16 protein-coding genes and 2 riboswitches are annotated in these 15,167 nt (G+C 74.7%); of the genes, 11 read left to right on the top strand and 5 right to left on the bottom strand.

The window, feature by feature from the left end; genetic code table 11:
* Positions 1–48: 48 nt before the first annotated feature.
* The 4 genes from purS (at position 49) to HGCM_RS01970 (ending at position 3,012) form a co-directional block, all read left to right on the top strand.
* Positions 49–303, top strand: coding sequence for a phosphoribosylformylglycinamidine synthase subunit PurS (gene purS / locus HGCM_RS01985; RefSeq protein ID WP_026075192.1), 255 nt, complete (start codon positions 49–51; stop codon positions 301–303).
* Positions 300–995: a phosphoribosylformylglycinamidine synthase subunit PurQ gene (purQ, locus tag HGCM_RS01980; RefSeq protein ID WP_019135215.1), complete on the top strand. Its 696-nt coding sequence runs from the start codon at positions 300–302 to the stop codon at positions 993–995. The genes purS and purQ overlap by 4 nt, the downstream gene beginning before the upstream one ends.
* Entirely contained in the window at positions 992–1,981 is a 990-nt protein-coding gene (locus HGCM_RS01975; RefSeq protein WP_019135214.1) for a GNAT family N-acetyltransferase, read from the top strand. Before purQ ends, HGCM_RS01975 begins: the two co-directional genes overlap by 4 nt.
* Before the next feature lie 62 nt (positions 1,982–2,043).
* A complete protein-coding gene (locus HGCM_RS01970) occupies positions 2,044–3,012 on the top strand; it encodes a diacylglycerol/lipid kinase family protein (protein ID WP_019135213.1) in 969 nt (322 codons plus the stop codon).
* Positions 3,013–3,036: 24 nt separating this feature from the next.
* Here the strand turns inward: HGCM_RS01970 and HGCM_RS16440 are convergent, their stop codons facing one another.
* The 3 genes from HGCM_RS16440 to HGCM_RS01955 all read right to left on the bottom strand — a co-directional run bounded on the left by HGCM_RS16440 (position 3,037) and on the right by HGCM_RS01955 (position 5,165).
* The gene (locus tag HGCM_RS16440) at positions 3,037–3,405 is read right to left on the bottom strand and encodes a hypothetical protein (protein WP_019135212.1); all 369 of its coding nucleotides are present in this window, start codon (positions 3,403–3,405) and stop codon (positions 3,037–3,039) included.
* A gap of 93 nt (positions 3,406–3,498) precedes the next feature.
* A complete protein-coding gene (locus HGCM_RS01960) occupies positions 3,499–4,761 on the bottom strand; it encodes an O-succinylhomoserine sulfhydrylase (RefSeq protein WP_019135211.1) in 1,263 nt (420 codons plus the stop codon).
* Positions 4,758–5,165 carry a rhodanese-like domain-containing protein gene (locus HGCM_RS01955; protein WP_026075191.1) on the bottom strand — a complete coding sequence of 136 codons (408 nt, stop codon included), beginning with the start codon at positions 5,163–5,165 and terminating at the stop codon, positions 4,758–4,760. Before HGCM_RS01955 ends, HGCM_RS01960 begins: the two co-directional genes overlap by 4 nt.
* 5 nt (positions 5,166–5,170) lie before the next feature.
* Positions 5,171–5,268: riboswitch (SAM riboswitch) on the bottom strand.
* Between the two features lie 117 nt (positions 5,269–5,385).
* Positions 5,386–5,500, top strand: a riboswitch (SAM riboswitch).
* Between the two features lie 29 nt (positions 5,501–5,529).
* On the opposite strand from HGCM_RS01955, the gene HGCM_RS01950 reads away from it, so the two are divergent.
* Positions 5,530–6,951, top strand: a complete 1,422-nt coding sequence (locus HGCM_RS01950) for an aminotransferase class V-fold PLP-dependent enzyme (protein WP_019135209.1) — start codon at positions 5,530–5,532, stop codon at positions 6,949–6,951.
* A 2-nt stretch (positions 6,952–6,953) separates the two neighbouring features.
* Here the strand turns inward: HGCM_RS01950 and HGCM_RS01945 are convergent, their stop codons facing one another.
* Together HGCM_RS01945 and HGCM_RS01940 are read right to left on the bottom strand one after the other, a co-directional pair.
* Positions 6,954–7,553 (bottom strand): pentapeptide repeat-containing protein, encoded by a 600-nt coding sequence (locus HGCM_RS01945; RefSeq protein ID WP_019135208.1) that lies wholly within the window; start codon positions 7,551–7,553, stop codon positions 6,954–6,956.
* 68 nt (positions 7,554–7,621) lie between these two features.
* The gene (locus HGCM_RS01940) at positions 7,622–8,356 is read right to left on the bottom strand and encodes a GntR family transcriptional regulator (protein WP_019135207.1); all 735 of its coding nucleotides are present in this window, start codon (positions 8,354–8,356) and stop codon (positions 7,622–7,624) included.
* A gap of 137 nt (positions 8,357–8,493) precedes the next feature.
* Here HGCM_RS01940 and HGCM_RS01935 point away from each other — a divergent pair, with 137 nt between their 5' ends.
* The 6 genes from HGCM_RS01935 to HGCM_RS01910 all read left to right on the top strand — a co-directional run bounded on the left by HGCM_RS01935 (position 8,494) and on the right by HGCM_RS01910 (position 15,108).
* Positions 8,494–9,762: an extracellular solute-binding protein gene (locus HGCM_RS01935; RefSeq protein WP_019135206.1), complete on the top strand. Its 1,269-nt coding sequence runs from the start codon at positions 8,494–8,496 to the stop codon at positions 9,760–9,762.
* A gap of 93 nt (positions 9,763–9,855) precedes the next feature.
* On the top strand, positions 9,856–10,824 hold the full coding sequence (locus HGCM_RS01930) for a carbohydrate ABC transporter permease (protein WP_019135205.1): 969 nt from the start codon (positions 9,856–9,858) through the stop codon (positions 10,822–10,824).
* Complete coding sequence (locus HGCM_RS01925) at positions 10,821–11,714, top strand: carbohydrate ABC transporter permease (RefSeq protein WP_019135204.1); 894 nt, start codon at positions 10,821–10,823, stop codon at positions 11,712–11,714. The genes HGCM_RS01930 and HGCM_RS01925 overlap by 4 nt, the downstream gene beginning before the upstream one ends.
* A 4-nt stretch (positions 11,715–11,718) precedes the next feature.
* Positions 11,719–12,999 (top strand): beta-N-acetylhexosaminidase, encoded by a 1,281-nt coding sequence (locus HGCM_RS01920; protein WP_218917029.1) that lies wholly within the window; start codon positions 11,719–11,721, stop codon positions 12,997–12,999.
* Entirely contained in the window at positions 12,978–14,420 is a 1,443-nt protein-coding gene (locus HGCM_RS01915) for a cellulose binding domain-containing protein (RefSeq protein WP_026075188.1), read from the top strand. Before HGCM_RS01920 ends, HGCM_RS01915 begins: the two co-directional genes overlap by 22 nt.
* A 109-nt stretch (positions 14,421–14,529) precedes the next feature.
* A complete protein-coding gene (locus HGCM_RS01910; protein WP_019135201.1) occupies positions 14,530–15,108 on the top strand; it encodes a GNAT family N-acetyltransferase in 579 nt (192 codons plus the stop codon).
* Positions 15,109–15,167 lie beyond the last annotated feature (59 nt).

Below are 15,167 nucleotides of genomic sequence, written 5' to 3'. Positions count from 1 at the left end.
GATCGGTAGAATCGCGGCGGCCCCCTCCCCGTCGAACCTGGAGCCCCCGTGGGACGAGTCGTCGTCGATGTGATGCCCAAGCCCGAGATCCTCGACCCGCAGGGCAAGGCCGTCGCCGGGGCGCTGCCGCGGCTCGGCTTCGCGCAGTTCGCGTCCGTGCGCCAGGGCAAGCGGTTCGAGCTCGAGGTCGACGGCCCCGTGACGGACGAGGTGCTCGCCGCGGCCCGCGCGGCCGGCGAGCAGGTGCTCTCCAACCCGGTGATCGAGGACGTCGTCGCCGTCTACGAGGACGCGCAGGCATGACCCGCGTCGGCGTCGTCACCTTCCCCGGCACGCTCGACGACCGGGACGCGGCCCGGGCCGTGCGGCTCGCGGGCGGCGAGGCGGTGCCGCTGTGGCACGCGGACGCCGACCTGCGGGGCGTGGACGCCGTCGTCCTGCCGGGCGGGTTCTCGTACGGCGACTACCTGCGTGCCGGGGCGATCAGCCGGTTCGCGCCGGTCATGGGCGAGATCGTGGACGCCGCGCACCGGGGCCTGCCGGTGCTCGGCATCTGCAACGGGTTCCAGGTGCTCACCGAGGCCCACCTGCTGCCGGGCTCGATGATCAAGAACGACCACCTGCACTTCGTCTGCCGCGAGCAGGTGCTGTCGGTCGAGAACACCGAGACCGCCTGGACGCGCGACTACGCGCCCGGCGAGCACATCACCGTGCCGCTGAAGAACCAGGACGGGCAGTACGTCGCCGACGAGCGCACGCTCGACGAGCTCGAGGGCGAGGGCCGCGTGGTCTTCCGCTACCAGGGCTGGAACCCCAACGGCTCCCGGCGCGACATCGCGGGCATCAGCAACGCCGCGGGCAACGTCGTCGGCCTCATGCCGCACCCCGAGCACGCCGTCGAGGCCGGCTTCGGCCCGGACGGCGCGCAGGGCCCGCGCAGCGGCACCGACGGGCTGCGCTTCTTCACGTCGGTGCTGCACGCGCTCGTCGGATGACCGCGGTCGTCCTCGAGCGCACCGCCTGGGACGACCCGGACGTCGCGCGCCTGCGCACCCAGCAGCAGGCGGAGCTGCGCGAGCGCTACGGCGACGACGACATCGGCCATCTCATGACGGGCGACGACATCGTCGCGATGCTCGTGCTGCGCAGCGGCCCGGCGGGCGAGGCCGTCGCGTGCGGCGCGCTGCGGGACGCGGCCGAGCTCGGGCCCGGCACCGGCGAGCTCAAGCGGATGTTCGTCCTGCCGCAGCACCGCGGCAACGGCCACTCCCGAGCGGTCCTCGCGGAGCTCGAGCGCCTCGCCCACGAGCACGGGTACCGGCGGCTCGTCCTGGAGACCGGCCCGCTGCAGCCGGAGGCCATCGGCCTCTACCTCTCCGCGGGCTACGCCCCGACCGAGAACTACGGCGAGTACGTCGGCGTGACCGACTCGCGCTGCTTCGCCAAGGAGCTGGGCGCGCCCGCGGCCGGGCGCCCGGGTCGCGCCACCGCGTCGGCGCTCGTCGAGCCGCGGCCCTGGCGCGACCCGGAGGCGGCCGCGCTGCGGCGGCGGATGTGGGACGAGATGATCGCGCCGGTGTACCCGGAGGTCGTGGCGCGCGTCGCGGCCGACGGCGGGTACGACGCGATGGACGACCGGATCGGCGCGGGCGAGCTCGCGACCTGGGTGGCGCTCGTGGACCGGCGCCCGGTCGGGTGCCTCTCGCTGTGCCGGCCGGGGCCCGACCAGCCGCCGGGCACCGCCGAGCTGAAGAAGCTGTTCGTGGACCCGGTGGCCCGCGGGGCCGGCGTCGCCACGGCGCTGCTCGCGACGGCCGACGACGAGGCGCGGGCGCGGGGCCTGGGGCGGCTCGTGCTGCACACCGGCGTGCGTCAGCCGGACGCCGTCCGCCTCTACGCGGCGCTGGGCTGGCGGCCCGTCGCGCCGTTCGCGCCCTGGGAGCACGACCTGCTCGCGCTCTGCTTCGCCCGCACGCTCTGACCGGCACCCGCGCCGACCTCGTCGCCGCGCCGGATCCGCCGATCGCCTGGATACTCGGGGCCGTGGACGACACCGGCACGCAGCCCCACCCCGACCAGGCGCCCGACGAGGAGGCGGCCGAGGAGCTCGCCCAGGAGCGCCCTCGCCGCACGGCGATCGTCATGAACGCGAACCGCGTCGAGGGCGCGCAGGAGCTGCGCGCGCAGATCACCGAGCAGCTCACGGCGGCCGGCTGGCCGGAGCCGGCGTGGTTCGAGACCACGGCCGAGGACCCGGGGGAGGGGCAGGCCCGGCAGGCCGTCGAGGACGGCGCCGAGGTCGTGATGGTCTGCGGCGGCGACGGCACCGTGCGGTCGGCGATCCGGGGCCTGCTCGACACGGACGCCGCGCTCGCGGTCGTCCCGGGCGGCACGGGCAACCTGCTCGCGACGAACCTCGGCGTCGAGACCGACGCGTCCGCGGCGGTGGCGCTGGCCCTCGGCGGCGGGCGCGACGCCATCGACGTGGGCGAGGTGGACGGGCAGACGTTCGCCGTCATGGCCGGCATGGGCCTGGACGCGCACATCATGCAGGACGCGCCGACGAACCTGAAGGCGAAGGCCGGGTTCCTCGCCTACGTCGTCTCCGCGTTCAAGCACCTGGCCGACGACGAGATGCTCGTGGACGTCGTCATCGACGGGCGGCCCCCGCTGCGCCGGCACGCGCGCACCGTCGTGGTCGGCAACGTCGGCCGCCTGCAGGGCGGCTTGGACCTGCTGCCGGACGCGCAGCCCGCGAACGGCCGCCTCGACGTCGCGATCATCGCCCCCCGCAACCTCGGGCACTGGATCCAGCTCCTCGTCGGGGTGCTGCTGCGCCGCACGCGGGTGCCCAACAGGGAGGTGCTGCACGGCGAGCACGTCGTCGTGCGCAGCAACCGTCCGCAGCCCCGCCAGCTGGACGGCGACGTCATCGAGCCCGGCCGCGTCCTGGACGTCCGCGTCCGGCCCGGCGCGCTGCAGGTCTGCGTGCCGATCGGCCCGGCGCAGTAGCCCGCTGCCGGGCCGCGGGCGTCGTCAGGACGCCTCGTGCTCCCGGCGTTCGCGCAGCGTGCGGCGGCGGTGGCGGAGCGCCATCGTCACGACGAACGAGATCGCCGCGGCGGCGACCACCACGATGAAGACGATGCCCGCGGTGCTCACCTCGCCGAGCTGACCGTGCCCGGGCGCCTGGTGCGGCCCGTAGTCGGGCTCCGACGGCGTCGGTGCGGGCGTGGTCGCGGCGTGCACGCCCACGGCCGTGACGGGCTCGCGCGCGGCGGCGGCGTCGGCCGCCGTGCCCGGCAGGACCGCCAGCCCGACGAGACCGACGGCGAGCGCGAGGCGCAGCAGGGTGGCGACGAGGCGGCGGACGCGGGCGCCGGCCGGCGCGGACGAGGTGGGCATGCGTGCTCCCGCTGAGCAGGGGTGCGCCGTCGGCTCGACGTCGCTCCACCGTGGACCCCCGCGGCAGCGCCCGCAACCGCGGGGGGCAGCCGCTCAGCCGCCGAGCGTCCCCAGCGCCTGCGTCAGGTCGTCCCGCAGGTCGCCGACGTCCTCCAGCCCCACCGAGAACCGGACGGTCGCCTCGGCGATCCCCACGCGTGCGCGGCCCTCCGGGCCGAGCTTGCGGTGCGTGGTCGTCGCCGGGTGCGTGACGATCGACTTCGCGTCGCCGAGGTTGTTCGAGATGTCGACGAGCCGCAGCGCGTCGAGCACGCCGAACGTCGCCTTCTTCGCGACCTCCGGGCTCGCGTCCTGCGGCACGGCGAGGTCGAACGTGACGACGGTGCCGCCGCCCGACTGCTGCCGCCGGGCCAGCGCGTGCTGCGGGTGGGAGGCGAGGTACGGGTAGCGGACCCGGGCGACCTGCGGCTGCTGCTCGAGCCACGTGGCCAGCTCGAGGGCCGAGGCCGTCTGGTGCCGGACGCGCAGCGACAGGGTCTCGAGGCCCTTGAGCAGCACCCAGGCGTTGAACGGCGACAGGGACGGCCCGGTGTTGCGCAGCAGCGTCTGCACCGGCCCGCGGACGTAGTCCTCGGAACCGAGGATCGCGCCGCCCAGGACGCGGCCCTGCCCGTCGATGTGCTTCGTCGCCGAGTAGACGACCACGTCCGCGCCGAGGTCGAGCGGCCGGGACAGCACCGGGGTCGCGAACACGTTGTCGACGACGACGGTCGCTCCCGCGGCGTGCGCCAGGCGCGCGACCGCGGCGACGTCCACGAGGTCCTGCATCGGGTTCGACGGCGTCTCGAAGAACACGACGTCGGCGGGCGTGGCGAGCGCCGCCTCCCACTGCGCGAGCTCGTGCCCGTCGACGTAATCGGTGGTGACGCCCCAGCCGGCGAGGATCTCGTCGAAGATGACGACGGTCGAGCCGAACAGCGCGCGCGCCGCCACGACCCGCGAGCCCGCCTTCACCAGCGCGGCGAGCGCGGTGAACACGGCGGACATGCCGGTCGCCGTCGCGTAGCAGGCCTCGGCGCCGTCGAGCAGCCGCAGGCGCTCCTCGAACGTCGAGACGGTCGGGTTGGAGTACCGGGAGTACAGGAACCGGTCCCGCTCGCCGGCGAACGCGGCCTCCGCCTCGGCCGCGGACGCGTAGGTGTAGCCCTGCGTGAGGAACAGCGCCTCGGACATCTCCTCGAAGCCCGAGCGCACGAGGCCGCCGCGCACGGCGAGCGTGTCGGGGCGCAGGGTCGAGCGGTCCAGGCCGTGGTCGTCCCAGTCGCCGGGCCCGGGCAGGGCGCGGCCCGCGCTCACAGCGAGCGCCAGGGCAGGCCGTCGGCGCGCCAGCCGCTGTGGCCCCGCTGCCCGTCCGGCCCGGCGTCCCCCTCGAAGCCCTGCAGCACGTTGTAGGCGGGGCCGTAGCCGGCGGAGGTCGCCGCCTGGGCGGCGGCCACCGAGCGGACGCCCGAGCGGCACAGGAAGACGACCGGCCGCCCGCGCTCGACGCCCGCCTCGGCGAGCTCCTCGAGGAACCGCGGGTTGGGGCCGGCGGCGGTGGTCCACTCGACGAACGCGGCTCGTCCGCCGAGCTGGGCGGCGTCCGGCACCCCGACCGTGCGCCACTCGCCGTCGGTGCGGACGTCGACGAGCACGGCGCCCTCGTCGTCGCGGAGCAGGTCCCAGGCCTGCTGGGGGGTCAGGTCGCCGGCGTACGTCATGCGCTCCTCCATCGGTCTGGCGGTAGCACCCTCGGCCGGGGCGTGGCCCCGCGGGTTGCTGCGGCGTCGTCGAGCCAGATCTCTCGGCCGCTCTGGATGGTGCGGCGATCGTACGCACGCCGCCCGACCGGCTCCAAGGGGTGGACCGGTCGTCCCGCGATCCGAGACGTGCGCGACGACGCGTTGACACCGTCGGCACGTCGTCGGCACCCTCGACGCAGGTCATGAGCGCCAGCGCGAAGCCCCGGCTCGCTGGCCGGCAACCCTCCCACCGCGGCGGGGTGCCCCGGGTGACGACCTGGCCGTACGCCGTCCGGCGTCGGCAAGCGCGGGGACGGCAGTCCCCCAGTCGGAGGGCTGTGCCATGACCGTCACCGAGATCGCCCCGTCCTGTGCCACCGGCGCCGCCGGGCCGGGCCACCCCCTGACCCCCGCCGCGGACGCGGTGGCGGCGCTGCTCCCCGTCGTGGGGGCGTCCACGACCGTGCCGCTCGTCGACGGCACCCAGCGCGTCTACGCGAACCTCGACTACGCGGCGAGCGCGCCGGCGCTGCAGGCCGTCGCCGACCGCGTGGCCGAGGTCCTGCCGCTGTACGCCTCCGTGCACCGCGGGGCGGGTTACCTCTCGCAGGTGTCGACCGCCCTGTACGAGGCGGCCCGGCAGACGATCGCCCGCTTCGTCGGGGCGCGCGAGGACGACGTGGCGGTCGTGACCCGCAACACGACCGACTCGCTCAACCTGCTCGCGTCCGTGGTGCCCGGCCGTGTGCTGGTGCTCGACCTCGAGCACCACGCCAACCTGCTGCCGTGGGTGCACGCCGCGCGGGGCGAGCACCGCACGACCATCCTGCCGATCGACGCCACGGTGGAGGGCACGCTCGCGTCGCTCGCCATCGAGCTCGCGCAGCAGCCGTTCGCGCTCGTCACGGTGACGGGGGCGTCGAACGTGACCGGGGAGTCGCTGCCGCTGGACCGGGTGGTGGCGATCGCCCACGCCGCCGGTGCCCGGGTGGCGGTCGACGGGGCGCAGCTCGTCCCGCACCGGCGCTTCTCGCTGCAGGAGTCCGGCGTCGACTACGTCGCCTTCTCCGGCCACAAGACCTACGCGCCGTTCGGTGCGGGCGCCCTCGTCGGGCGCCGGGACTGGCTCGACACCGGCACCCCGTACCTGGCCGGCGGCGGCGCGGTGCGCGACGTGCGCGCGGACCGTACCGTCTGGCAGCCGGCCCCCGCGCGGCACGAGGCCGGCTCGCCGAACGTCGTCGGCGCGATCGCCCTCGCGCAGGCCTGTGAGACGCTCGCGTCCCTGCCCGACGGCGCCCTGGAGGCGCACGAGGTCGCGCTGCGGGACCGGCTCGTCGACGGGCTGCGGGCGGTCGACGGCGTCGAGGTGGCCCGGATCTGGCCGGACTCGGCCGACCCCGTCGGGGTCGTCACGTTCACCGTGCCCGGCCACGACGCCGGCCTCGTCGCCGCCTACCTCGCGGCCGAGCACGGCATCGGCGTGCGCGACGGGCGGTTCTGCGCGCACCCCCTGCTCGCGCACCTCGGGGCGTCCGGCGGCGCCGTCCGCGCGTCCGTCGGGGTCGGCTCGACGAGCGAGTGGGTCGACCGCCTGGTGTCCGGGGTGGCCGCGTACCTGGGCGAGGGGCCGCGCGCGCGGTACGAGGTGGTCGACGGCTGCTGGGCCGTCGTCGACGACACCCGGCCGCTCATCGCCGTGGAGGGCCTGGACCACCTCGCCGCCACGGCGGCCGCGGCGTGCGGGCCCGCGCTCGACGACTGACGTCAGTCGACGACGAGGCCGAGGTGCTCGGCGAGCAGCGGGGCGAGCTCGAGCAGCTGGCCCTGCGTGATCGTCGCGCCCGCGAGGCCGTCCGCGCCGGCGAGCGCCTGCAGCCCGTCCACGCCGCGCAGGTCGGCGGAGCGCAGCCGGGCGCCGCGCAGCGTGAGCGAGCGCACGCGGCAGCCCTCGAGGCGGAGCCCGCGGGCCTGCGCGTCGGTGAGGTCGAGCTCGTCGACGACGACCTCGACGAGCCGCACGGTGTCCAGGCGGGCGCCGCGCAGGTTCACGTAGTCGAGCTTGCCGCCGCGCAGCTCGACCCGGGTCCACGCCGACCCGCCGGCGAGCAGCGCACCCACGCGCGCGTCCGTCCACGTGACGTCCTGCCAGGTGCCGCTCGCGGCGGACAGGGACCCGGCGCGGCACTCGTCGAACGTGGTGTCGACGAGCCGGGCCCGGTCGAGGCGCAGCTCGTCGAGCGAGCAGCGCGCGAACGCGCACTCGAGCAGCGACGACCCCGCGAGGTCGCGGCCGTCGAGCACGGCGTCCTCCAGGCGCTCGCCGTCCAGGTCGTCGCCGGGCAGCACGTCGTCGAGGGGGCTCACGCGGCCCACCCTGCCACGGGGCGCGGACGGTCCCGCCCGCGCCGCGCTCCCGCGGCGCACCCGCCGGGTCAGCCCGACTCGGCGTCGAAGTGGAGCTCGGACGTCACCCGGTAGCGGTCGCCGCGGTACACCGAGCGGACGAACTCGACGATGCGGCCCCCGGCGTCCCGCGTCGTGCGCTCGACCATGAGCGCGGGGAAGTGCTGCGGGACGTCGAGCAGGTGCGCCTCGGTCTCGTCGGTGACGGTCGCCTCGAGGGTCTGCACCGCGCTGCGCACGTCGACGCCGAAGCGCTCGCGCAGCAGCCGGTAGAACGACCCGGCGACGAGGTCGTCCGCCTCCAGGCCGTCGACGAGCACCGCCGGGAGGTGGATGCGCTCGATCGCCATCGGCTCGCCGTCGACGACGCGCAGGCGCACGATGCGGCGCACGAGCGCGGCCGGCGCGAGCTGCAGCCGCCGGGCCAGCTGGGGACCCGCGGCGATGGTCTCCAGCTCCAGGACGCGGCTCGCCCACTCGCCCTCGGCGGGCGGCGCGTAGAACGACCCGCTCGGCGTGGCGGCGAGCGCCTGGGTCACCCGGTGCGGCCCCGTGAAGGTCCCGCGGCCGTGCTCGCGCACGAGGACGCCGCCCCGCACCAGGTCGTCCACGGCGGCCCGCAGCGTCGGCCGTGACACCCCGAGCTCGCGGGCGAGGTCGCGCTCGGAGGGGATGGCCTCGCCCGGGCCGCGTCCGGCGACCAGGTCGAGCAGGTAGTCGCGCACGGCGTCCCGCTTGAGCCCGGGACCGAGGTTGAGCGTCACGCGCCGAACCTTACCAGTGCGGCGCACTGGTCAGGTGCATTCGGTGGCGGTTCGCCTCTTGACGCGCGCAGTGGTCAGGACCACTCTAGCCCTGCCCCCGCTAGAACTTACCAATCACTGACCACTGGGAGAGATCGATGAAGCTCCGTCCCGTCCGCCCGGCGCTCGCCCTCGGGCTCGCCGTGCCCCTCGTCGTCGGTCTCGCCGGCTGCGGCAGCAGCCCCGCGCCCGAGGCGAGCGGCCCCACCGAGCTCACCGTCTGGTTCATGCGCGACAGCCTCACCGACGAGGTGGTGCAGGACTTCGTCGCCGCCTTCGAGGCCGAGCACGACGACCTGACCCTCGACGTGCAGATCCAGGAGTGGGACGGCATCGGCCAGAAGGTCACGAGCGCGCTCGCGAGCAACGACGCGCCCGACGTCATCGAGGTCGGCAACACCCAGGTCGCCGAGTACGCGGCGAGCGGCGGCGTCGTCGACCTCACCGACAAGGTCGACGAGCTCGGCGGGCAGGACTGGATCCCGGGCCTCGCGGAGCCGGGCCGGATCGACGGCGCGCAGTTCGGCATCCCCTGGTACGCCGCCAACCGCGTCGTCATCTACAACAAGGACCTGTTCGAGCAGGCCGGCGTCACGGACCTGCCGACGACGCGCGCGGAGTGGATCGACGTCACGACGAGGCTGAACACCGACGGCCACCAGGGCATCTACCTCCCGGGCCAGAACTGGTACACGCTCGCCGGGTTCATCTGGGACGAGGGCGGCGACCTCGCCGTCCGGGACGGCGACGCCTGGAAGGGTGCGCTGGACACCCCGGAGGCGCTCGCGGGCATGGCGTTCTACGCCCAGCTGCAGGCGCTCGGGCAGGGGCCGAAGGACTCCGACGAGGCGAACCCGCCGCAGGCCGACGTCTTCGCCCGTGGTGACGTCGCGCAGCTGATCTCGGCCCCGGGAGGCGCCGGTGCGATCCTCGCGGCCAACCCGGACCTCGAGGGGAAGCTGGGGTTCTTCCCCATCCCCGGCAAGACCGCCGACGCGCCTGGCGCCGTCTTCACCGGCGGCTCCGACCTCGTCATCCCCGAGGCGTCGAAGAACCAGGCCGCCGCCTACGAGGTCGTGAAGGCGCTCACCGCGGAGAGGTTCCAGACCGCGATGGCCGCCGCGATGTCGTACGTGCCGAACAAGGCCGCGTACGCGGGCGCGCTCGAGGGCAACGAGGGCGCGGAGGCCATGGCCGCGGGCGCGGCGAACGGCCACGCCACGCCCACGTCGCCGAGCTGGGCGGCGGTCGAGGCGAACAACGTCATCAAGGAGTACATGACCCAGGCCCTGACCGGCGGCGACGCGGCAGCCGCCGCCGCCCAGGCGTCCGACGAGATCACGACGATCCTCGGCGCCGACTCCTGAGGACGCTCCCGCGCGCCCCGCACCTCGGGGCGCGCGGGGCGCCCTCGTGCCCCACGCCCGACGCCACGCCCCGACGACGACGACGAGGACGACGTGCTCACCTCCGACCCCGCGCGCACCCGCCTGGCCCCGGCCCGGGTGCGTCCGCGCCGCCCGGCCCGCCCACCGGCGTCGGTGTGGCCGTACCTGCTGGTGGCCCCCACGGTCGTCGGTGCGCTGTACCTGCTGCTCTACCCGCTCGTGCGCAGCGTCCTCATCTCGCTGCAGCACTTCCGCACCGGCGAGCTGATCCGCGGCGGCGCCCGCTTCGTCGGCCTGGAGAACTACCGCGAGCTGCTCACGGGTCCGGAGCTGTGGACCGTGCTGGGCCGGACGCTGCTGTGGACGGCGGTGAACACGGTGCTGATCGTCGGTCTCTCGACGGCGGTCGCGCTGCTGCTCGTCCGGCTCGGGCGTCGGATGCGCCTGGCGGTGATGAGCGTCCTCGTCCTCGTCTGGGCCGTGCCCGTGCTGGCCGCCACGACCGTGTTCCAGTGGCTGTTCCAGTCGCAGCTCGGCGTCGTGAACTGGCTGCTCACCACGCTCGGGCTCGAGCGCTTCGACGGGTACACCTGGTTCGCCGACGGCCTGTCGACGTTCGTCATCCTCGTGGTGCTCGTGGTGTGGCAGTCGGTGCCGTTCGCGGCGCTGACGCTGTACGCGGGCATGACGACGATCCCGGACGAGCTGTTCGAGTCGGCGCGCATCGACGGCGCCTCGGCCGCCCAGATCTTCCGCGTCATCACGGTGCCGATGCTGCGCACGCTGTTCGGGCTCGTCACCTCGCTGGAGGTGATCTGGGTGTTCAAGTGCTTCGCGCAGATCTGGGCGATCACGCAGGGCGGCCCCGACGGGGCGACGACGACCCTGCCGGTGCACGCGTTCCGGGTCGCGCAGTCGCTGCACCGGTACGACCTCGGCGCGGCGATCTCGACCCTGACGGTGCTGATCCTGCTCGTCGTCCTCGTGCCGCACCTGCGGCAGCTGTGGCGCGACGAGCGGGCCGAGGGCGGTGCCGCGTGAGCGCGCCGACGCTGGCCGCGCCTCCCCGCGTGCGCGCCCCGGAGCGGGCCGGTGCGCGGCGGGCCCGGCGCCTGCGGGACCTGCCGTCCAACCTCGCCGCCGTGGTCGTCCTGGTGGTCTCGGCGTTCCCGGTCTACTGGATGGTCGTCACGGCGTTCAAGCCGGCCACCGACATCAACGCCGAGACCCCGCAGCTCGTGCCGCTGCACCCCACGCTCGCCCACTTCCGCACGGCCGTCGGCGCCGACGGGTTCTGGCTGTTCTGGCGCAACAGCCTGCTGGTCTCGGTCGGCGCGGTGCTGCTCGCGCTCGTCGTCGCGCTCATGGCCGCCTTCGCCGTGGCGCGCATGCGGTGGCGCGGCCGTCAGGGCTTCGTCCTGCTGGTCTTCGTCGCCCAGATGGCGCCCTGGGAGGCGCTGATCGTGCCCATGTTCATCATCGCCCGGGACACGAACATGCTCGACCGCCTGTCGATGCTCACGCTCATCTACTTCATGGCGACGCTGCCGTTCACGATCGTCACGCTGCGCGGGTTCCTCGCGTCCGTCCCGGTCGAGCTCGAGGAGGCGGCGCAGCTCGACGGGGCCAGCCGCGCGCAGGCCTTCCGGCTCGTGGTGCTCCCGCTGCTCGCGCCCGGCCTGATGTCGACGTCGCTGTTCGGGTTCATCACCGCGTGGAACGAGTTCGCGTTCGCGAACGCGCTGATCATCAAGAACCAGGACAACCGCACGCTGCCCGTCTGGCTGTCGTCGTTCTCCAACGTCTTCGGCACCGACTGGGGCGCCACGATGGCCGCCGCGACGCTCTTCATGCTGCCCGTGCTCGGGGTGTTCCTCGTGCTCCAGCGGCGCGTGACGACCGGCATCGTCGCCGGCGCGGTGAAGGGCTGACCCGGTGATCCCGCGACCCCGGATCATGCCCCGCGGCGGACCCACCGCCGCACCCCAGGTGCTGCGCGTGCACCACGACGCCACCTTCGGCCCGGAGGCGTACCGCCTGGACGTGTCCACGGCCGAGGTCGTCCTCACCGCGGGCGGCCCCGCGGGAGAGCGGTACGGCCGCACGACGCTCGACGCGCTCGGCGCCGACGTGCCGCTCGGGACGATCGTGGACGCGCCCCGGTTCCCCTGGCGGGGCGTCATGCTCGACGTCGCGCGGCACTTCATGCCGGTGGAGTTCCTCCTGCGGCTCGTCGACCTCCTCGCGGCCCACAAGCTCAACGTCCTCCAGCTGCACCTCACCGACGACCAGGGCTGGCGGCTGCCCGTCGAGCGCTACCCGCGCCTGGCGTCCGGGGAGCACTACGCGCTCGACGACCTGCGCCGGGTCGTCGAGCACGCGGCGGGGCAGGGCGTGACCGTCGTGCCGGAGATCGGCCTCCCCGGGCACGTCCAGGCCGCGCTCGCGGCGTACCCGGAGCTGGGCAACGACCCGGACCGGCCGCTCGAGGTGTGGCGCTCGTGGGGGATCAGCCCGCACACGCTCAACCTGGAGGAGTCCACGCTCGACTTCTTCCGGCACGTGCTCGACGAGCTCGTCGAGGTGTTCCCGGCCGAGCACGTGCACCTCGGCGGGGACGAGTGCCTGCCGGACGAGTGGGCGACGACCCCACGGGCGCGGGAGCGCATCGCCGAGCTCGGGCTCGCCGGCCCGCACGAGGCGCGCGCCTGGTTCTCCGCGCGGATGGCCGCGCACGTGCGCTCGCTCGGCCGGACCCCGGTGTACTGGTACGAGAAGGCCGACGGGCCGCCCGGCGCGGTGGCGATGACGTGGCTCGACGAGGACAGCGGAGCCGCCGCCGCGTTCGCGGGTCACGACGTCGTCCTCACGCCGCACCTGCGCACGTACCTCGACTACCCGACCCGCCTCGAGCCCGGCCCGTTCGCCCCCGACCGCGTGCTGCCGCTCGAGAACGTCTACACGTTCGACCCCCCGACGCCGCACGGAGCGCCCGGACGGGTGCTCGGCGTGCAGGCGCAGCTCTGGACCGAGTACCTCCCGACTCCCGCTGACGTGGAGCGCCGAGCCTTCCCGCGGCTGTGCGCGTTCGCCGAGGTCGCCTGGGGCACCGCCGGTGACTACCCCGACTTCCTCGCACGGCTTCGCGCACACCTGGCCCGGCTGGGCCTGAACACCGAGTGGAAGGAACCGCCATGGCAACCAGGACGAGCATGACGAGGAGCAGGAGACGGGTGGTGTGGGCCGCCGCGACGGCGGCCGCCGCGCTCGTGGCGGTCGGCGTGGCCGCCGGGTCCGCACAGGCGGCGGGCACGCTCCGCCTGCAGTACCGCACGAGTGCGCCGGGGGCCACGGTCGACCAGGTCGAGCCGTGGTTCCAGCTCCGCAACGACGGCGCGAGCGCGGTGCCGCTGAGCCGGGTGACGATCCGCTACTGGTTCGGCTCGGACTCCCCGGGCCAGCAGTACCGGTTCGCGTGCTCGTGGGCCGTCGTCTCCTGCTCCACGGTGACGGGCACGTTCGGGACGGTCGCCGGGGCGCCCGCCGGCGCCGACCGGTACCTCGACGTCGGCTTCACCGCGGGCACGCTGGCGCCGGGTGCGAGCACGGGCGACCTCCAGCTGCGCTTCCACCGGTCCGACTGGCAGCGCATCGGGCAGGCGGACGACTACTCCTACGGGGCCACGACGGCCTACCAGGACTGGACCAGGGCGGCCGTGTACGTGGACGGTGCCCTCGTCTGGGGCACGCCGCCCACGGGCAGCAGCCCGACGCCCACGACGCCGAACCCGACGCCGACGACACCGCAGCCGACCCAGCCCCCCGGCCGCGGCCCGGTCGTCTTCGACGACTTCAGCTACGCGAACGCCGACGACCCGGCCATCGGCGCCCACCACTGGACGATCCGCACGAACGCGGGCGGCCCGGGGATCCCCGGGGCGTCGTGGCCGAAGCAGAACGTCTCCTTCCCCACCGTCTCGGGGAGCAACACGGCGCTGCAGCTGCGCTCGACGACGGACGGCACGGGGGCGGGGACCCAGCAGTCGGAGGTCCTGCACCAGCGCAAGTTCCTCGACGGGACGTACGCCGCGCGGGTGCTGTTCACGGACGCCCCGGTCAGCGGTCCGGACGGCGACGCCGTCGTCGAGACCTTCTTCACCATCACGCCCCTCGCCTACGACCTCGACCCGCAGTACTCCGAGCAGGACTTCGAGTACCTGCCCAACGGCGGTTGGGGCGAGCCGTCGAACATCCTCTACACGACGTCGTGGGAGACGTACCGCAACGAGCCGTGGCTGGCCGTCAACACGCACACCGAGGTCCGGCAGAGCTACGCCGGCTGGCACGACCTCGTGCTGCAGGTCGCGGACGGGCAGATCCGCTACTACGTCGACGGGCAGCTGTTCGCGACGCACGGGGGCGACTACTACCCGGAGACGGTGCAGTCGGTGAACTTCAACCTCTGGTTCATCAGCGGCGGCCAGATCGGCAGCAGCACGCCGCGCACCTACGTGCAGCAGGTCGACTGGTTCTACCACGCGAAGGGTGAGGTGGTGGCGCCGTCCGACGTCGTCGCGCGGGTCAACGGCTACCGCGCCGCGGGCACGAGCTGGGTCGACACGGTCCCGGCGCCGTGAGCCGGCGGTGAGGGCGGGGCGGGCCGTCGCCGCGACGACCCGCCCCGCCTGGCCGCGTCCCCCCGAGACGGTCAGGCCCCGCGCCGACGTGGCGCGAGAGGGTGTCCGCATGGAGCACGACCTCGTCCTCACCGGTCCCGGCGTCCGCCTCGTGCCGCTCGCGCCGGAGCACGCGACGGCGCTCGCGGCGATCGTCGACCTCGACCTGTGGCGCGGCATGGGCTCGCCGCTGCCCGACTCCGCCGAGCGCATGGGGGAGGAGATCGCGGGTGCCCTGCGCGCGCCGGACCGGCTCGCGTTCGCGGTCCTCGGCGACGACGACGAGGTGCGGGGCAGCACGTCGTTCTACGACTGGGTGCCCCGGGTGCCGCGCGTCGAGGTCGGGCACACCTACTACGCACGGCCGTGGTGGGGCGGGACCACCAACCCCGCCTGCAAGCTCGTGCTGCTCACGCACGCGTTCGAGGAGTGGGGCTGCGAGCGCGTGGCGCTGCGGGCCGACTCGCGCAACACGCGCTCGATCGCGGCGATCCGGCGGCTCGGCGCGCAGCCGGAGGGCGTGCTGCGCCGCCACCGGCGCTCGCCCGACGGGACGGTGGCGGACACGGCGTACTTCTCGGTCCTCGCGGACGAGTGGCCGGCGGTCCGGGCGGGCCTGCTCGCGCGGCTCGCCGGACCGCCGGCCTGACGGTGTCCCGAGGGCTACTGCGCGTCGGACGGCACCTGGTCGCCGCCGGGCACCGTGCC

It is taken from the genome of Cellulomonas massiliensis JC225, from assembly GCF_000312005.1.
GTDB classification, from domain to species: domain Bacteria; phylum Actinomycetota; class Actinomycetes; order Actinomycetales; family Cellulomonadaceae; genus Cellulomonas; species Cellulomonas massiliensis.
This window is presented reverse-complemented; position numbering and strand designations above follow the sequence as displayed.